At 38.6% G+C, this 17,819-nt stretch carries 19 protein-coding genes and 1 rRNA gene; 9 read left to right on the forward strand and 11 right to left on the reverse strand.

What is annotated here, in order from left to right; translation table 11 throughout:
* Position 1: 1 nt before the first annotated feature.
* Positions 2-1,171, reverse strand: a complete 1,170-nt coding sequence (locus tag I6F66_RS15550) for a monodechloroaminopyrrolnitrin synthase PrnB family protein (RefSeq protein WP_024592221.1) — start codon at positions 1,169-1,171, stop codon at positions 2-4.
* 136 nt (positions 1,172-1,307) lie between these two features.
* On the opposite strand from I6F66_RS15550, the gene I6F66_RS15555 reads away from it, so the two are divergent.
* The 4 genes from I6F66_RS15555 to I6F66_RS15570 all read left to right on the forward strand — a co-directional run bounded on the left by I6F66_RS15555 (position 1,308) and on the right by I6F66_RS15570 (position 7,092).
* A complete protein-coding gene (locus I6F66_RS15555; protein ID WP_007579788.1) occupies positions 1,308-1,763 on the forward strand; it encodes an Lrp/AsnC family transcriptional regulator in 456 nt (151 codons plus the stop codon).
* A 72-nt stretch (positions 1,764-1,835) separates the two neighbouring features.
* Positions 1,836-4,556 carry an ATP-binding protein gene (locus I6F66_RS15560; RefSeq protein ID WP_197209469.1) on the forward strand — a complete coding sequence of 907 codons (2,721 nt, stop codon included), beginning with the start codon at positions 1,836-1,838 and terminating at the stop codon, positions 4,554-4,556.
* Positions 4,546-5,946 (forward strand): carboxylesterase, encoded by a 1,401-nt coding sequence (locus I6F66_RS15565; RefSeq protein WP_197209470.1) that lies wholly within the window; start codon positions 4,546-4,548, stop codon positions 5,944-5,946. Before I6F66_RS15560 ends, I6F66_RS15565 begins: the two co-directional genes overlap by 11 nt.
* Positions 5,947-5,952: 6 nt before the next feature.
* Complete coding sequence (locus tag I6F66_RS15570) at positions 5,953-7,092, forward strand: GNAT family N-acetyltransferase (RefSeq protein ID WP_197142160.1); 1,140 nt, start codon at positions 5,953-5,955, stop codon at positions 7,090-7,092.
* On the opposite strand, the gene I6F66_RS15575 is transcribed toward I6F66_RS15570, so the two are convergent.
* The gene (locus I6F66_RS15575) at positions 7,069-7,659 is read right to left on the reverse strand and encodes a DUF938 domain-containing protein (protein WP_197142162.1); all 591 of its coding nucleotides are present in this window, start codon (positions 7,657-7,659) and stop codon (positions 7,069-7,071) included. The genes I6F66_RS15570 and I6F66_RS15575 overlap by 24 nt on opposite strands.
* A gap of 201 nt (positions 7,660-7,860) precedes the next feature.
* Here I6F66_RS15575 and I6F66_RS15580 point away from each other — a divergent pair, with 201 nt between their 5' ends.
* The 5 genes from I6F66_RS15580 to I6F66_RS15600 all read left to right on the forward strand — a co-directional run bounded on the left by I6F66_RS15580 (position 7,861) and on the right by I6F66_RS15600 (position 10,957).
* Complete coding sequence (locus tag I6F66_RS15580; protein WP_010554833.1) at positions 7,861-8,046, forward strand: hypothetical protein; 186 nt, start codon at positions 7,861-7,863, stop codon at positions 8,044-8,046.
* Between the two features lie 101 nt (positions 8,047-8,147).
* Positions 8,148-8,513, forward strand: a complete 366-nt coding sequence (locus I6F66_RS15585; protein ID WP_231609258.1) for a hypothetical protein — start codon at positions 8,148-8,150, stop codon at positions 8,511-8,513.
* Positions 8,514-8,524: 11 nt separating this feature from the next.
* The gene (locus I6F66_RS15590; protein ID WP_008137933.1) at positions 8,525-9,901 is read left to right on the forward strand and encodes a lyase family protein; all 1,377 of its coding nucleotides are present in this window, start codon (positions 8,525-8,527) and stop codon (positions 9,899-9,901) included.
* A gap of 110 nt (positions 9,902-10,011) precedes the next feature.
* Positions 10,012-10,545, forward strand: coding sequence for a hypothetical protein (locus I6F66_RS15595; RefSeq protein WP_197142164.1), 534 nt, complete (start codon positions 10,012-10,014; stop codon positions 10,543-10,545).
* A gap of 10 nt (positions 10,546-10,555) precedes the next feature.
* Positions 10,556-10,957: a hypothetical protein gene (locus I6F66_RS15600; protein ID WP_024589501.1), complete on the forward strand. Its 402-nt coding sequence runs from the start codon at positions 10,556-10,558 to the stop codon at positions 10,955-10,957.
* Between the two features lie 29 nt (positions 10,958-10,986).
* Here I6F66_RS15600 and I6F66_RS15605 read toward each other — a convergent pair whose 3' ends face one another.
* From I6F66_RS15605 to rrf, 9 genes are all read right to left on the reverse strand, one after another.
* Complete coding sequence (locus I6F66_RS15605; protein ID WP_024592231.1) at positions 10,987-11,172, reverse strand: hypothetical protein; 186 nt, start codon at positions 11,170-11,172, stop codon at positions 10,987-10,989.
* 15 nt (positions 11,173-11,187) lie between these two features.
* The gene (locus tag I6F66_RS15610) at positions 11,188-11,514 is read right to left on the reverse strand and encodes a hypothetical protein (protein WP_010554828.1); all 327 of its coding nucleotides are present in this window, start codon (positions 11,512-11,514) and stop codon (positions 11,188-11,190) included.
* Positions 11,511-12,149 carry a DUF4178 domain-containing protein gene (locus I6F66_RS15615; protein ID WP_197209471.1) on the reverse strand — a complete coding sequence of 213 codons (639 nt, stop codon included), beginning with the start codon at positions 12,147-12,149 and terminating at the stop codon, positions 11,511-11,513. Before I6F66_RS15615 ends, I6F66_RS15610 begins: the two co-directional genes overlap by 4 nt.
* A 74-nt stretch (positions 12,150-12,223) precedes the next feature.
* Positions 12,224-12,916: a PspA/IM30 family protein gene (locus I6F66_RS15620; protein WP_004335088.1), complete on the reverse strand. Its 693-nt coding sequence runs from the start codon at positions 12,914-12,916 to the stop codon at positions 12,224-12,226.
* Positions 12,917-12,940: 24 nt separating this feature from the next.
* Entirely contained in the window at positions 12,941-13,354 is a 414-nt protein-coding gene (locus I6F66_RS15625) for a YjfI family protein (RefSeq protein ID WP_008170558.1), read from the reverse strand.
* A gap of 79 nt (positions 13,355-13,433) precedes the next feature.
* Positions 13,434-15,155 carry a polyamine aminopropyltransferase gene (locus I6F66_RS15630; RefSeq protein WP_101163052.1) on the reverse strand — a complete coding sequence of 574 codons (1,722 nt, stop codon included), beginning with the start codon at positions 15,153-15,155 and terminating at the stop codon, positions 13,434-13,436.
* 3 nt (positions 15,156-15,158) lie between these two features.
* The gene (locus I6F66_RS15635) at positions 15,159-16,058 is read right to left on the reverse strand and encodes a DUF350 domain-containing protein (protein WP_197119972.1); all 900 of its coding nucleotides are present in this window, start codon (positions 16,056-16,058) and stop codon (positions 15,159-15,161) included.
* A 26-nt stretch (positions 16,059-16,084) separates the two neighbouring features.
* Positions 16,085-17,017: a CHAD domain-containing protein gene (locus tag I6F66_RS15640; RefSeq protein WP_165739667.1), complete on the reverse strand. Its 933-nt coding sequence runs from the start codon at positions 17,015-17,017 to the stop codon at positions 16,085-16,087.
* A 488-nt stretch (positions 17,018-17,505) separates the two neighbouring features.
* Positions 17,506-17,620: ribosomal RNA gene (rrf, locus tag I6F66_RS15645) — 5S ribosomal RNA — on the reverse strand.
* Positions 17,621-17,819: the final 199 nt, after the last annotated feature.

A 17,819-nucleotide genomic window follows, 5' to 3' on the forward strand; every position in this document is an offset into this window, starting at 1 on the left:
GCTATTTAACCCATTCTTTAAGTGTATTTAGATCGTCAAAACGTGTTTTTATATCGTCGCGTTTGGCACTGGCTCGCCTATCTCTTAATTTTTCGAGCGAATCAAGTAACACATTAAGCGGCGGACCACTTGCTGTTACCTTGCTCATATGCTGCTGTTGCATATTTTTTGAGGGCTGAGCAATAAACTTTTCAACCAGTTGATTATGATGACCGACTGCGGTGTCGCCATGTAATTTACACACTTGAATAAATAACGTTGCGTGGCTTTTAAACCAATCTGTATTTTTATATGGTTTGGCTTGTAAAAAGTCATCCATAAAGCTTTGCATACGCATGGCTTCTCGTAGGATTTGTTGATCCTCTGGCATCATATATAAAAACTTATCCACCAGCATTTGCGAGTAACTAGGCTCGTTTGCACTACACAGTCCTAACAGCATATCAATCACGTTAATACCTGCAAAGTCACCAGCATTTGCACCTCTGTAAACCTCTTTACCTACACGGTACGGTTTATAATAAGGGCGAACGCAGTTAAAAAATCGATCTGTATCGAGCTCAGAATAAAGTGCATTGTTTGACTCAATTACATCTATAAGCGCTTGTTTAGCTACTTCTAATAACTCACCACATAAAGGATGCGAAATCCCCAGTGGTAATATTTTTAATAATGCATCACTTGCCCGTTTGTAGGCCAAAATGCCTTGAGTGTTATAATCAAGAAACAGCTTTTCATCAGGTAAATTGGTAAATCGTTTATAAATACCGTTAAGTGCTTTGTTATGAGTAGTTAAGTGGGCGGTAGCAAAACGAGGGGTTACGCCAATCGATGCGCCAATATGCATAGCAAGCGCTGAAGCATCTATTAGTGGAGAGCTGGTTTCTCTGCTTGGTTCGGTAATTTCATGGCGCCTACACGCTGCCATAAATAATCCTACGTTACCGAGTAAGTCAAAAGCGCTATCAAAGCCTTGATCTGTGTTTCCCTCGGCTAATAAATTACTAATTAATACGTTGCCTTCTTTTTCTAATTGTTGCTTTAAGGCCTCGCCTATTCCTTCTACATTTGCTTTATCGGTTTGCTGCCAATAAAGCTGCTCTAATTCACTATTTAAAGTGACAAACTCTGTTCGTATCCAGTGATCGAAAATAGCAGTATGTGTGTTCATTGGTGTGCTCTATTATTTTTATAGTTAAATGCTAACAGAGTTCAATGAGGGTAAAACGTCAAAAAAATTAGTAAAAACTGTAATACTTAGCAATAATCACTACAAATATAAAAATAATTAATAAAAGCCGACAACTATGTTAGATAAAAAAGATCAGCAATTACTCATTGCACTGCAAAGCCAAGCTCGTATGTCGGTTTCAGATTTGGCCAGCAGTATTAACCTATCGGATACACCTTGCCTAAGGCGTATAAAAAAGTTAGAGCAAGAAAACATTATTACCGGCTACCACGCCGCCATAAATCCTAAAGCACTTAACCTTAATGTGTTGGTATATGCGTTTGTGCGATTAAGCCAAAACTCGGTAAGTGCTGCAGAGCAATTTGAGCAACATGTAGAAAAATTACCACATGTATTAGAGTGTTGTGTAATATCAGGAAGCTATGATTATTTATTAAAAATCATTGCACATGATCTTGAGAGCTACGAAACATTTGTAAAACATCAGCTAGGTAGTTTAAGTTGTATTGCAAATATAGAATCAACAGTCGTGTTAAAGCAGTCATTTAGCAAAAAACAGTTACCATTATAAAAATAACCAAAATAACTTACTGTTAGCTATACTGATATTTCAAAACGATAATAATAATTGCTTGGACCTTATGTGAAAAATTTTAACTCTAAAAATCATTCCATTATTTTTTACATCATGTTTGCTTTAGCATATTTTTTAGTCGGCATAGCACTCACTAAACTTGCTTTTAACTCGCAAATAATTCCAATTTGGTTACCTGCCGGCATAGCTCTAGTCGGTTGTTATATTTGGTGGTGGCGCTTTATCCCGCCTTTATTTGTAGCTGCAATTGCATTTAACCTTAATATTTTTGACAGTTCAGCTCATGAGCTAGTCTTGGTCGGCAACTCATTCAACGAGGCAATGTATATCGCCTTTGGTGTTGTTATACAGGCAATGGTCGGCGCAGCTCTTTTAAAGTATTGGCTTGGTCACCCGCTGCGCTTTAAAAAGCGCAAGAATATAATTTACTTTATTTTAGTCATAGCCATATTGGTCAGCTTAATTTCAGCTAACTTTGGCGTATTCGCACTGAGTCAATTTAACTCGATTTACAGTATTGATAATCATTGGAATAATGTTATTTACTGGTGGCTTGGCGATACATTAGGGGTATTAATTGCAACTCCATTTTTACTTTCTTTATTACCACAAAAGTCTAATCAACATACTATATCGGCATTTCCGACAATTGCAGTATGCTCAGTTTTATTTTTATCAGTCGCGGTAACAACACAATTATACGATCAGGAAAATCGTATAAGCACTATTAAAATTGCCGAACGTGAAGTCCACGTTATAGAAAACAGCCTTTATAGATATACAAATCGCAGTATTATTGCAGTGCAGAGCTTAGCAAGTCAGGTTCAATCATCTCCCATGCTGAGCCAGCAAGATTTTTATTCTTATGCTAGTCAGTTACTAACTCAATACGAGTTTATTAACGCTTTATCGTGGAATGCAAAAATACCTCAAGATCAACGCGAAGTCTTTGCTCAAGAAATATCAAATATTTACCATTTAGATATTGATATAGTTGGCGAACCTCTTGAAATTAACGATCCCCTTGTTATAGTAAAATACATAGCTCCTTTTAATGGTAATCAAAAAGCTATTGGCTTTAATGTATTTTCAAACCCTGATCGAAAAAACTCTCAGCTTAACCCCGCTATAAAGTACATGCCAGTCGGAACTAAAATAATTCAGTTGGTGCAAACCAAACAACCTAAACCAGCCTATTTATTATTTGCCCCTGTGTACTCCCAATATAACGATGAAAAAACAATTAAAGGCTATGCCACTGGTATATTTTTAGTGCGTAGTATTATTGAGCAGGCCATTTCTAAAGAACAGTCTGATATGTTTTCGATTGGTATATACGAAGATACAAACACACCGCCGTTTTATAGTAATTACTCTCAAGATGTTCAGCAAGCCAAAAGCAGCCGTTTAATGTCGTTTGACGTGGACTTTGCAGGGCAAAAATGGATTGTAAAACTAGCCCTTAAAGAAAGCTTTTTAACACAACATAATAGTCAACTAACTCTATTATTGCTCATACTTCAAGTTGCCGTATGTTCTTTAATTTTAATGGTTTTACTGCTGTTTAATCAGCAACAGATTGCACTTACACGTCAAGTTGCAGAGCGTACACACTCACTCGCACAAGCAAAGCAGCAGTCTGATTTAGCTAATCAGGCTAAAAGCCAATTTTTAGCGAATATGAGCCACGAAATACGTACACCATTAAACGCCGTTATTGGTTTTTCTTCACTTGCTCGAGAAACAGACAGTGCAAGTACACTCATTGGCTATTTAGATAAAATAAACTCATCATCTAAAAGTTTATTAAACTTAATTAATGACATTCTTGATATATCAAAAATAGAATCCCAAAAGTTAGTTATTGAATCTATTCCATTCGACCTAGGTGCCTTAATAACACGCATAGACAATATGTTTGAACAAAGCGCAGTTAACAAAGGTATTAACTGGCAAGTTAACTCAAAGCTACCTTTAAATACCTGGTTTATTGGTGATCCTATGCGAATTGAGCAGGTATTACTTAATTTATGTAGTAACGCGATTAAATTTACAAGCCAAGGCAGCGTTACTTTAAACATAGAAACAGAGTTTACTGCAGCCAATAAAGTACAGCTTGTTATAAACGTTAGTGATACCGGAATAGGTATAAAACCAAGCCAGCATAAAAAATTATTTAACGCATTTACCCAAGCTGATAGCTCTACCTCAAGGCAGTTTGGCGGTACAGGGCTTGGCTTAACAATAGCAAAAGAGCTAAGCCAATTAATGGGGGGAGAAATAGCCCTTAAAAGTGAAATAGATAAAGGCTCTACTTTTACATTTTCAATGCGATTAGAAACAACAGAGCCTAAAAAAGAACATGTTATTACATTTGATAATACTAATATTACTTCGCTAGACATTTTGGTCGCAGAGGATAACCCAGTAAATCAAATGGTTATTAAAGCGATGCTTGGCTCGTTAGGGATTGTGCCGTATATGGTAGAAAACGGTGAGTTGGCGGTCGATATAGTGAAAAAGCAGCATTTTGATTTAGTCCTTATGGATTGCCAAATGCCTATAATGGATGGCTATAGAGCAACGGCCCTGATCCGCCAGTTTAAAACCGAACAAGAACTCCCTATTATTGCTTTAACTGCCGACGTAATGCCAGAGGATAAAGCACATGCACAAGCAGTTGGATTTAATCAACATCTTGCAAAACCGCTTGAACTCATTAAGCTAACCGAGTGTCTTGTCCAATATGCAGAAGTTAATGAACAATAGTGGTTTAATTTTAAGAATAGTTTTAAGAGTATTTTTAAGAGTAGCTTTTGGTTTTGTTTTAAGTGTTTTTTCTCATACAGCTGTCGCTCAAAACTGTATATCGCAGGCGAGCGACTTTAAATTTATAACAAAAAGTAAGCAACAAGGCTTATTACGCTTTGAAAATGAGCACAACCACCAGCGCTTTAATTACCACGCCATTTTACCATTTAACGATTACTTAGATTTTGCATATAAAAATATAAATAAAGCCAATCCACGTGCAAATATGCCATGCCCTGTTATTACACAAACGTATCAGCAATTAGTAATACAGGGTAAGCGAAAACCTGACCCTACTATTGCAGATATTATTGCCCCTTTTGAGCTTACGCATCCAAACAGCAATAAAGTTGCGCTATTAATCCACGGACTAACTGACTCCCCCTTTACGTATCACGATTTAGCACAAGTGTATTATCAGCAAGGCTATACTGTGCGTACTATTTTATTACCAGGACATGGAAGCGCCGCAAGTGCTTTACTCAATGTAGACGTTAGCCAATGGCAACAAGCAATAAAATACGGTATTGAACGCTCGGTGCAAGACTTTGATGAGGTGATACTCGCAGGTTACTCTACCGGTGCAGCGTTACTTATTGATTACGCAACCAAACACACTGTATCCCCTAAAATTAAAGCGCTTATGCTTTATTCGCCAGGCTCCGAGCCACATAATAAGTACGGCTGGATAGCAAAGTGGATTGATGCCATACCCTTTGTTAATTGGATTGATAAAGACGCCGATGTAGACTTTGCTAAGTATGAGTCATTTCCTTTAAATGCAGCTGCCGCTTCGTACGATGCAATGTCACTTGCAAGCATAAGTAGCTTGAACAAACGCCCTGCACTTAAATTACCTATTTTTAGTGTACTTAGCGATATTGATACAACAATAGATACGCGTGCCACGCTAAAGTTATTGAGTGCATTACACAAAGGTAATTCAATCAAATATAAACCGCTCGATACTTTAGTACTTTATGGAAGCACTGATATTTTACCGCCAGACTTTGCTAGTGACTACACAGTAAATAATCCGCAATGCACAACACCTCAATGTAAAAAGGTTCATGGTATATCGCATATTGCTGTTGTTAACTCACCGCAAAATCCACATTATGGAATTAACGCAACTTATCGCAATTGTGGCAGCTTTATTAACGACGAGTCCCTATATAAAACATGTAAAACAACTAAAAACCCACAACTAGGAGAGCGTACAAGCGCCAACTTAAAACACTATCCGGCTTTACAGCGCTTAACTTATAATCCTCATTTTACCGAGCTTAAAATGCAAATTAGTACGTTTATTAAAAACGTAGAACAGCTTAGAACAACTACAAGGTAAGTAGTCATGGGAACGTTTTCGCACCAATGGTTTAGCAGTATTAATGAGATTGATCAGGCGCAGTGGCAACGTTTATTTGGTGATGAACCATTTACTCAACATGCTTTTTTATATGCCCTTGAACAAAGCCAATGCGTAACACAAAAAAGCGGTTGGCAGCCCCATCACCTCGCTATTTTTGAAAATGATACGCTCGTTGCACTTGCACCCGGGTATTTAAAAAGTCATTCATACGGCGAGTATGTATTTGACTGGGCCTGGGCTGAGGCATACGAAAAACACGGTTTAGAATATTATCCCAAATGGCTATCTGGCATTCCCTTTAGCCCTATTGAAGGCAAGCGCATTGCTATCGAGCACGCTAATCCAAATGCGGTATATCAATACATTACAGAGCAACTTAGCTTACACAGTGCTCACCAAGGATGGTCGGGATGGCATGTTAACTTTTGCGATCAAGCCCAAGCCACCTCATTAACTGAGCAACACGCCATGTTAAGAGTGGGTGTGCAATTTCAGTGGTTTAATAAAGGTTATGAATCCTTTGACGACTTTTTGCAGATGCTTAGCTCACGAAAACGTAAGTCACTTAAAAAAGAGCGAGCTAAAATAGCGCAACAGAACATTGATATTGAATGGCTGCAAGGAACGCAAATTACGCCCGAGATAATGCAATTGTTTTGTGAGTTTTATCAGCGTACCTACTTAAAGCGCTCTGGTCATTTGGGCTATTTAAATATGGAGTTTTTTACGCTTTTACATGCCTTAATGGCTAACAGTCTCGTTATTATGCTGGCCAAAAGAGACGATAACGTGATTGCTGCAACACTTAGTTTAGTAAGTAAAAATACGCTTTATGGGCGCTACTGGGGAGCAAGTGAGGAAGTAGATTCGCTGCACTTTGAATTGTGTTATTACCAAGGTATTGAGTTTGCAATAAAGCATAAACTCAACTGTTTTCATTCGGGTGCACAAGGTGAGCACAAAATAGCACGCGGATTTGAACCCGTACTTACCTACTCTGCTCACCATATTGTTGATGGCGACTTTAGTAATGCAATAAGCGACTACTTAAAGCGTGAACGCGGCCATATTGATATATATAAAGAGCAATGTAGCTCATTACTGCCGTTTAAAAACGAGTAACTGATTATTTGCAGGCATGGCTGTATCGCTAATAAGCGTAAGCCCTGCTTGCTTAGCTAGTTGTTCAACGGCTTCAAAATCTCTTATTCCACTTAACGGATCGCGCTCTGTTAAAAAGGCACTAAAGTCATCATTACTTGGGCTGGTAAATTCACCTTGGTATTTGAATGGCCCATAAATACACAACATACCGTCGCTATTTAAGTGGCGTTTAACACCGTCAAAAAAACGCTCAACTAATTGCCAACTTACAATATGAAATGTGTTTGCAGTATAAATAGCGTCAACCTTATCTACTGGCCACTCATTATTTAAATCAAGCTCAAGTGGTGCATGCAAATTAGTTAAATTAGCTTCGCGGTGCCATAAGTTAATCCCTTCGTGGTTTATAGCACGATCACTTGTATGCCATTGTAAATGTGGTAATTGCTCTGCAAAAAAAACACTATGCTGGCCGGTTCCTGATCCGACTTCGAGTACTGTTTTAGTATTTATTAATACAACTTTTAATTGCTCTAAAATAGGGGTTTTATTGTTTTCACAGGCTTGTGAAAATGGCTTTGTCATTACTGTGCACCAAAATTGTAGATTAATGCACAACAGTAAAGCAAATTTAGCTTATTTTGTCGTGATGAAAAAAAAGATAATTTTTAAACACTATAACTATCATATGGTTGAGCTAATTTATTATGATTGGTACGTAATATGCTTTTATATAACTAACCCACTAAAGGGTTTAACTTATATTAAATTTCAAAGGATAAAATTATGCATATACCCCCTTATACCGCTGTAGACGCAGCTATTGCTATAACCGAAAAAACCACCGACGATCATAGTTACGCCGTTGATATGAGAGCAACAGTAATCGATTTACTTTCGCACCCTAAACATAATCAACAGGCGATGACCAAACATGAAACAGATCAGATATTTATTCTTGGCTACAATTAAAACTCAAATTAGTATCGCAAATAATTTTTATAATAACTGTTTACACTGAAACCGATTAAATGTAATGATAACTATTATCGTTAACTTAAGTCGGTTTTTTTATGTCTTCAAATTATGCCCAGCATCGTTACCATCAAGAACTCTCTTGCCATTGCTTAAGACCTGGCCTGCATGCACCCATGCTCGTTGCCGATTACATAGAAACCGCCCTTAACGTCGCCAAAAAATTTGAGCAACAACGTAATCCCTTGCTTCAAGAGTTTTATCTTAGACGCACACACCATGAAATTATGAACAAAATGTGCGACCCTCTTATACATAATGCTATTCGTAAACAATGTTTAGAGCAGTTATACAAACCTTTATTAGCACTAAAACGGTTTTATAAAGTGCATAACAATACTGCACAATTTTTAATACTTGAGCGTGAAGCTCGTATTCTTAGTCACGAATTCAACCCTTTTTAAGGAGCACACTTATGAGCAACTTTAGAACAGAATCAGACAGCATGGGCGAGCTACAAGTACCTACTGATGCGCTCTATCAGGCGCAAACACAGCGAGCGGTTAATAATTTTGCCATTAGTGGCTTACCTATGCCAAAGCAATTTATAACTGCACTGGCTTATATAAAACAAGCCGCTGCACAAAGTAACTGTGAGCTAGGCCATTTAAGCAAAGCTAAAGCCGATGCAATTGAGCAAGCTTGCCAAAGTATTATTGATGGTGAACATGTTGAGCATTTTCCCGTTGATATTTTTCAAACAGGTTCTGGCACAAGCTCAAATATGAATGCCAATGAAGTTATTGCAACGCTTGCTAGCCGGATAGGCAATGAAAGCATTCACCCTAATGATGATGTAAACATGGGGCAAAGCTCTAACGATGTAGTCCCTACTGCTATCGCACTCAGTAGCGCAATAAATGTAGTGTACGAATTACTTCCTTCGCTTGAAAATTTATCGCAAAGCCTGGAAAAGAAAAAAGCTGAAGTAGGCCATATAGTTAAAACGGGCCGTACGCATTTAATGGATGCAATGCCTGTAACGTTTGATCAAACACTCAGTGCATGGCAGTCACAAGTTAATCATGCCGCAGCAGGAATTAGACATAGCTTAGAGCGTGTATGCGAACTTGCACAAGGCGGTACAGCTGTTGGAACAGGAATAAATGCAGACCCTAAGTTTGCAGCCAAATTTGCAGAAAATCTGAGTGCCAATGTAGGAATTAGATTTACGCCTAGTAGTAACTTTTTTTATAATATAGGTTCACAAGACGCCATCGTCGCGCTTTCGGGGCAATTAAAAGTACTCGCTGTAGCACAAATGAAAATAGCCAACGACCTACGCTGGATGAATTCAGGACCACTTGCGGGCTTAGGTGAAATAGAGCTTGAAGCACTTCAACCGGGCTCGTCTATTATGCCAGGTAAGGTAAACCCAGTAATACCAGAAGCCGCAGCCATGGTAAGCGCACAAGTCATTGGCAACGACGCCACGATTACCGTAGCAGGCCAAGCGGGTAATTTTGAGCTAAACGTTATGCTCCCAGTCATTGCGTATAATATTTTACAAAGCATAGAATTACTTGCCAATAGCGCGCAGGCATTGGGTGATAAAGCCATTGCCAGCTTTAAGGTAAATCAGCCTAATATAGATAAAGCGCTCGCTAAAAATCCAATTTTAGTGACGGCACTTAATCCGGTGATCGGTTATGAAAAAGCAGCAAAAATAGCAAAGCAGGCTTATAAAGAAGCCCGCCCTATTATTGATGTAGCCGAACAAGAAACCGATTTACCACGCAGTGAACTCGAAAAACTACTTAACCCCACCAAACTAACGCAGGGTGGACTTTAACAAAACGGTATTTTTCACGGCTTTAATTACTTGATAATATAGTTTTTATTGCCGTAAAAAATGCACCGTGTATGATAGTGATGAATATTTCATCACTATCAAGGTTTGTTATGCGTACCCCATTGTTAGCCATACTTTTACCACTTTGTTTAACTGCATGCTTAGATAAAGCACCCACTGAAACGCAGCAAGTAACAATCACCTCAGAAGCTGAAGCACCAAAGCAAGAGCCACAAAAGCTAAAAGAAAACACTCAATTACAAGAAAATACTAAAAAGAACGTAGTTGCTGAAAAAATACCAAAAGCTGATTTAAAAAACGTTTCAATAGACGATATAAAAACAGCTAAAACCGAATTAAATACGCTAATTACAGATAAGCAATGTGATACCAGCACCCAATGTAGAGTAAATGCAGTAGGCAGTCGCGCATGTGGTGGGCCAAGCAGCTTTGTTGTGTACTCAACAAACGCAGCATCTGAGGAACAAGTAGCAGCCCTTAGCGATAAAATCACAAAGCTTGAAAGTAGTTATAATTCACAAAAAGGGATGATGAGCATTTGTCAGCATTTAACAACGCCAAGCACGCAGTGTGTTGAAAATAAATGTGTTAAACTTGAAAGCTCAGCGGTAAGTGCATTTTAAGGATAACGTTATGAGTTGTTTACCATCGGCAATTAAACTATCAATTTTAAGCATTGCTAGCAGCATTTTATTACTAAGTGGTTGTGCTAGTACTGTGACGTCAAATGAGCAAAGTAAAAACTTATCTGACTTAAACTATGATCTGAATAACATGGTGAGTAATAACAGCTGCACTGCAAGCTTTCAGTGCAAAGTACTTGAAGTGGGCGCCCGCGCATGCGGCGGACCGAGTAAATATGCTGTTTATTCAACGCTAAACACATCTCAAGAAGAAGCAGAACAGCTTGCTCAACAAATAACAAAACAAGAAAACATACAAAATAAAGCACAAGGCTTAACTGATTGTTCTCCTGTACTTGAAGTGCAATCGCTGTGTATTAACCACCAATGCCAGTCGTTTGATATAAAATAAAAACGGCCGCGTATAAGCTAATTTCAGCGTTAACTTAAATACGGAATTAACGCTGAAATTACTACCACCAGTACCACGCAAATACCCGCTTTAATAATGTATTTCATGGGCATTGTTTTAAGCACCCAATATGCATAAATAAAACGTACAAAATAACTCGCCGCAGTACCAAACAACGCAAAAATAATTAAGTAAGCAATTAAAACAATATTCATAAAAACCTAATTAAATTATTTCACTTTTTTATTTTTAGTGTGAGCTATTAATAAATCAGCTACTTGTTGCTTTACGGCTCGCTTATCATCGCTTTGTACATCAAAGCGACTGGCTAGTTGCGCTATTTCATCATCATTTAAGTTAAACGATAAACGTTGACGCGTTTTTTTAGACTTTACGTCTAAGCCAAGTATTTTTCGGATCATATCTGACGGCGTTAGCTCTTGATCAATTGCCTGCTTTTTTATCAGCTTTTGAACTTCGCTGCTTAGATCGAATGCCATTTGTGTGGCACGTACAGCTTGTTCCTGACGTAACCACTTGTCTTTAGCATCACTCACTTAGCATCTCCGGGAAACAAGTCTACAATGTCTGACATTGGACGCATGAGCGTTAGCGATACTTCGGTTTCGCCGCCATCCCAAATTTCGATATTTAAACCAAAGCCTTCATTATCAGACGCTAAGCAAATCATTTCACATGGCTCACCACCTTCTTGCTCATAGCGAGGCAAAGTTTGGTTGCGGTAATCTTTATTATGGAAATAACACACATAAGGCGACTCGCTTTGTTGGTAGCTTTTAGCTAAAAACTGCATAAAGCGCTCTGGTGTATTTTGCACTGTAATGTGGGTTAACGACTCTTCATCAAAAATACGCGCAAACTCATCAAGGCTAAATATCTCTTCAACTTCGTTTCGCTGAATTTTAATAGAAAAGTTAGCCCACTCTTCGCCATCATCTTGCTCAATTTGTAAAAATACAACTTGGCCGCTATTTGTCTCAAGTACAAATTCAGTATCGCTACTGTGCTGGTATTGGTAAGTTTGAATACCAGTAACACGTAACGTTTCACCTTTTAACCATGTTGGATAAGCAAATGAGTCTATAACGCTAAACATGTCGCCTACTTTAAGATCGCTTGGATGATTAAGCTGACGCTCTGGCTCTTTTTTAGATTTGAAAAAATTAAACATAGGAAGGTTGCCTTCTAAGCAAAAAAGGCAACTGAGCAAAACTCAGTTACCTTTTTAAAGTATAAACGTAATGGTTAGCTATTTTGCTTCGCTTTAATACGAGCTAAAATATCAGCACTTTTTGGACTTGTGTCACCAATACCGGCTTCAGCCATTTTAGCTTTTAAGTCATCGCCATTTACGTCTGACTCAAGTTGCTTTGCAGCACCAAGCTGGTCGCTACGATCTTGTTGACGCTGTTTAATGCGCTCAAGCGACTGACGAGCCGATGTCATAGACGAGCTATTTGTATTAAGTGTGCTGTTAACAGCCATTGTTGCTTGCTGTACGCTTTCAGTGGTTTTAACCATAGTAAGCTGACGCTGATTCTCTTTAATCGATTTTTCAGCATCTTTAACTTGCTGCTTAAGCGCAACAATGTGATTGCTAAAACCAGATAATACTTGCTCGTTTTCAGCTTTTTCAGCTTCAAAGTCACCAATTTTTTCTGCAATTTCTAATGCTAATGCTTCGTTGCCCTTTTCAAGAGCTTGGCCTGCATACGCTTCATGTTCAGCGATTGAGGCATCTACTGCGCTAATTTTACGCTTAGTTTGCATTTCTTTAGCCATTACTTCTGTAAGACTTTTTTTAGCGCGGTGAAGTGCATTTTGCGCGTCTGCAATTTCTTGCTCAAAAATACGGATGCCGTTTTTGTCTACAATTGCTTCGCCTGCTTCACGAGCGCCGCCACGTACTGCTGTAAATAATTTTTTTAAAATACTCATAATCTTAACTCCACTAACTAGCTATTAATCGTTTAAATACAAGGTCACGGCTTCTAGTGCGTCTATAGCGTTATCAGCTAATGTCACTAGTTCGTGGGTAACGTCATCTAATGATGAATTTACCGACAGTGCACCAAAAATCGCGTATTTGTTATCGATTTTAGCAAATGCACTCAGTGGAATTGGCACGTTTAAACGTAATAATGTTTCGTTTAATTCGTCGCGTAATTCACTTTTAACTTCATCTTCGTCAAACAAGTAGCTAATACATAATAACTGCTCTTGCGTTTGCGTAACAAAAATTGGAAGCTCATCATTTCCATCAACAATGACTTGTAAAACATCTTGCTCGCCTGGGTTGGCAATCAAGAAAGACTCAAAGTTAGCGCCTTCAGTTTCAAAAGAAGCTAATTTTATTGAAAGTTCATTTAATTCCATGTCTCTGCCTTTTGTCGTTTGACATATTATGTCTGAGTTAAGATTCTCATGGCCGACATATTATGTCAACCATGTTTTATTAGTTTTTATACAATTCGCTTTCTATTTGCCATGCAGTTCGGTAGTAATCATACAACTGACCAGACCCTAACCTATTGACCTCAATACTTTTAACTTGTTCAAAGTAGTGGTTAGGAAATACAAAACTTGCCAATAAATATTCTTTACTAATCCACCTTGATGGCACAGGCATAGCCGTCGCATCATTAATACGGCCACTGGCCGACTGCCCCATTTTAGTCGCTATAGTCCAGCCCCACTGCCCAAAAGAAGGTATGTTTTGCTGATACTGCTCAACATAGCCAAACCCAGCAGCTTTAACTGTTTTAGCAATGCTTAAAAACGCTTTTTTAGCGTGATAAGGTGAGGTTGATTGAACCGCCATTGCGCCATCGGGTGCTAATAACTGCCGTACATGATTATAAAAGTAGTCACTGTACATTTTATTTAGATCAGGATGATTAGGGTCAGGTAAATCAATTAAAATAGTGTCGAACTGCTTAGATTGGTCAAGTAGCTTTTCAACTTCTAAAAATGCATCACCCACAATTATGTTGGCTCGCGAGTCATGCATCGATTTATTGTTTAGCTGTAGTAATCGCTTATTGATGTGCTCTGGCGGCGTAAAGTCACCGTCTTTATGACCAAATAAATTCAGTAATTGCGCGTCTAAATCTATTAGCGTTACTTCGCTTACAGGCCATTTTAAAACATCTCTAAGTGCAAGCCCGTCACCACCACCAATTATTAATACACGGTCGTGTCTGTTAGAGGCAAGCATTGCAGGGTAAACCAGCATTGAATGATATATTTGCTCATCAATACTTGAGAACTGTAAACGCCCATTTAAATATAAATCTGTAATTGGCTGAGGTTGGTTTTTGCTTAATCTTTCGGTTAAAACTACGTGTTGGTATTTAGTTGCTTGCGAATAAATTACTTTATCTTTGTATAAAACATTACTTAGATTGTTCATCCAGCTACTGCCAAATACTAAAATAAAGCCAAATAATGCCAGTAATACTATATGGCAAACTAAAAGTGCCTTAGCAAAGCGCACATGGGTATGGTAGCGCCATAAAAACGCGAGCCCCGCAATGATATTAAATAACGCCGTCCACGCTGCAGCCTGCATTATAGGCATTGAGAGCATGATACTTACCCAAATGGCTGCACCAATACCAGCACCGATATAATCGGCACCATAAATAGTCCCTGCGTTGTTTTCTAAAAAACGGCCATAAACGTGCTGACGAATGCGCGCTATAAGCGGTATTTCCATACCAATAAATAAGCCCAGTATTAAACCAAAAACATAAGGTAGAAAACGTGACCACTCTTGTAGCTTTTGAAATACGTAACCATTAAGTACAACATCAGGGGGTAAATTAAAAATGCTCGAAAATAAATGAGGAAGAGAATAACTAACTGCTATTACACCCGCTATCGCTAAAATGCAGCCCATGCCAACCAAAGCAATAATGCTTTCTAGCCAAGCAAAAGCGGTAAATGCATCTTTGAACCAGCGCGCTAAAAAAGCGCCTAAGCCCATTGCGACAATCATAGTACCAATCATGGCGTAAATAGCGCTCTCTACTGAGCCAAGTACACGGCCCGCATAATGAGACAGTAAGTATTCATAAATAAGGCCGCACCCAGCAAGCACAGCCATAACAGTAATAAGTAGTATATCGTGCCCAAGTAAGCGAGACTTACTTGGGGGAGTGTTGGTTGATGACACTGATTATGCGCCTAGTAATGTTGCCATAGTGATACCTACAGCAAATGATACTGCTGCAGAAATAGTAGCTACACCTACATTTTTTTGACGATTAACTTCATCTGAAATATCACAACCAGATAAAATTATTTTAATTGTCACTAAGTGCAAAATAATAAATGCAACAAGGCTCACTACTGCGCTAATAGCCCAGTATAGTAAACTCGCATTAATGTTATCCGCAGCGTAAGGTGCAACACCCGTTGCTGCTGTAATAGCTAATGCACTACCGACTAAAAATCCAGCGTAACGAATACCCACAGCTAAGTTACCATCAACAATTGCTTGTTGTAGGCAGTCGCCACTTTTATTTGTACGCTTAAATAACTGCACTCGGTACTGGCTAACAAGTAGTAATACAATGCTACCTATAATAAAGGCGGCAATTACAATTGGAAGACCATGCCAGCCATCAGTAGCCACCCATAAAAGAGCTGAGCGAATAACAATAGCGACACTAACAACATGACCAAAATCAATTATTGAAGCTGTAACGTTACCTTTAACGATTTCATCGTGCAGACTTACTTTACGAAGTGCTACTTTATCTTGAAAGAAGTGACCCAATTTAATAAGTACAATAGCTAATGCGCCGTAAGCTAACATTTGCAGCGCTTCTTGTTGCAGTGTTGCAGCAAAAGCCCCACTACTTACACCCGTTAATACAATCGCCAGTGCCACTAAACCAGCAGCAAAACTAATACCAAAGGCAAAGTTATCGCGCTCTGTTATTTCATCATTTGCGTGTAAGTTTGAAACCCAACCTTTTATATATTTAAGGCTTACAAATAATAAAACAATAATTGCAAAATCAATCGCCAGCGCTTGTAGCGACCACATAGTTATTCCATTAAATTCATACATATTATTCTAACTCCAACTTTATTCTTTTACTTACCACGGCTCACGCCACGAGAGGTTCTGCTACCGCTATCACGCACCGATCCAGAGCTATTGCTATAACTGCTCGAACGAGAATAACTACTGCGGCTTTTTGGTGGCGTATAACTGCTACGGCTTAAACCTGATGCACCTGTTTTTTTACTCGCATAAGGGCTTGTAAACTGCTTACCTTGGCGTTGGTATGTTTGGCGCGTGCGTGTTTCTAGCGCGCTTTGAGTTTTAATTTGTTTAGGACTTGAATAACGCGAACGGCCATAGTCATTGTAATAACTATACTTTCGGCGTTTGCTCCAGCTTCCGTATTCAACACGGTCAAATACATCGCCTAAAATACGATACATTCCGTACCATTGCCAAAAGCTAATACCGTTACTATTTGATTGCCAGTTACCATAGTTAGGATTACCTACCATTTGGTTACCAACACCCTCACCTTCAGCTTGCTTACTAATTGCGCCTACACGTGCTAAAGCACCTTTCGACATATCAGCTAGCATATTAATAGGATCGGTTAACGCATCAGAAAATAACGTAGGTTTTGCCGCTTCACGCAACAAATCAATGCTATGTAACGTATCTTCATAAGGAGGAATTAAGTAAGTTCCTTTAATATCTTTAAGTCGCTGTGTTAAGCCACTATAAAGTGCGCCTTGGCGCGTTGCATCAAGGGTAATTACATCAACAACTTTTGTAAGCTCTGGTTGTTGTTTTTTAAGAAGCTCACCATATTCTTTAAGTAATACAGCATTGCGTACGCTTCCATTATCGAGTGCAGTACCAAGCTGAGACAGCTCCGTATCTACCTTTTTAATAGACTCTTGAATTGTTTGTTGCAGCTGCTCTTCTTTCGATTGACAACCCATAAGCACTGCGAACAAACAAAACAGGCTCATAAGTTTCCAAGCTTTAATATTCGACATTCATGTCACCTGATTTACTAAATTAACGCAGGTAGTTTTACACAGGTCACTTATTAAACCAAGAATGAAATTGCAACAAAGTGAGAAGAAGCAGCTAGTTTTTAAATCAGACTGTGATTTAGTGAAGATATTGAGTCGTATCGTGAGGTTAGAATTGAAGTAGAAGCTTTATAATATCAATCTGCTTATATATGGGGTCTATTTAACGTTAAGAAAATTACGCTAGAACTAGGCAAAAGTTTTTGTATCTAGTTGTTCTAAATAAAAATTTTTAACGACGTTATAGTGCAATTTAATTCGTTAAATTGATTAAAGATTTATGCAGGTTGGTATAAGGGTACTTTCGATGCTTTCAGCGTCGGGAGTCGCTTCGCTCGCCCGACCTACGTGATGGGTATTGGATGAGAGTGCATTAATTGCGCACATTTCACTTTTCTGCAGACGTAAAAAAGCCCGAATCGTTAGATTCGGGCTTTCTACAATTTGAAGCCTGGTAATGTCCTACTTTCACATAGCAAATGCTACACTATCATCGGCGCTGTTTCGTTTCACTACTGAGTTCGGCATGGGATCAGGTGGGTCCAAAACGCTATTGTCACCAAGCAAATTTGGGCGTTAATACGTATTTCTGCGCACTAACTGAATTTGGAAAATATCTGATAATATTTTTTAAGTCTTTTCAGTAATATCTACTTTAGTCATATTAACTTCTGTCTAAACTGTCGCATAAAACGCGTTTGGCGTTGTATGGTTAAGCCTCACGGGTAATTAGTACAAGTTAGCTTAATGGCTCACACCACTT

It is taken from the genome of Pseudoalteromonas sp. NZS100_1 (genome assembly GCF_015864285.1).
GTDB classification, from domain to species: Bacteria; Pseudomonadota; Gammaproteobacteria; order Enterobacterales; family Alteromonadaceae; genus Pseudoalteromonas; species Pseudoalteromonas arctica.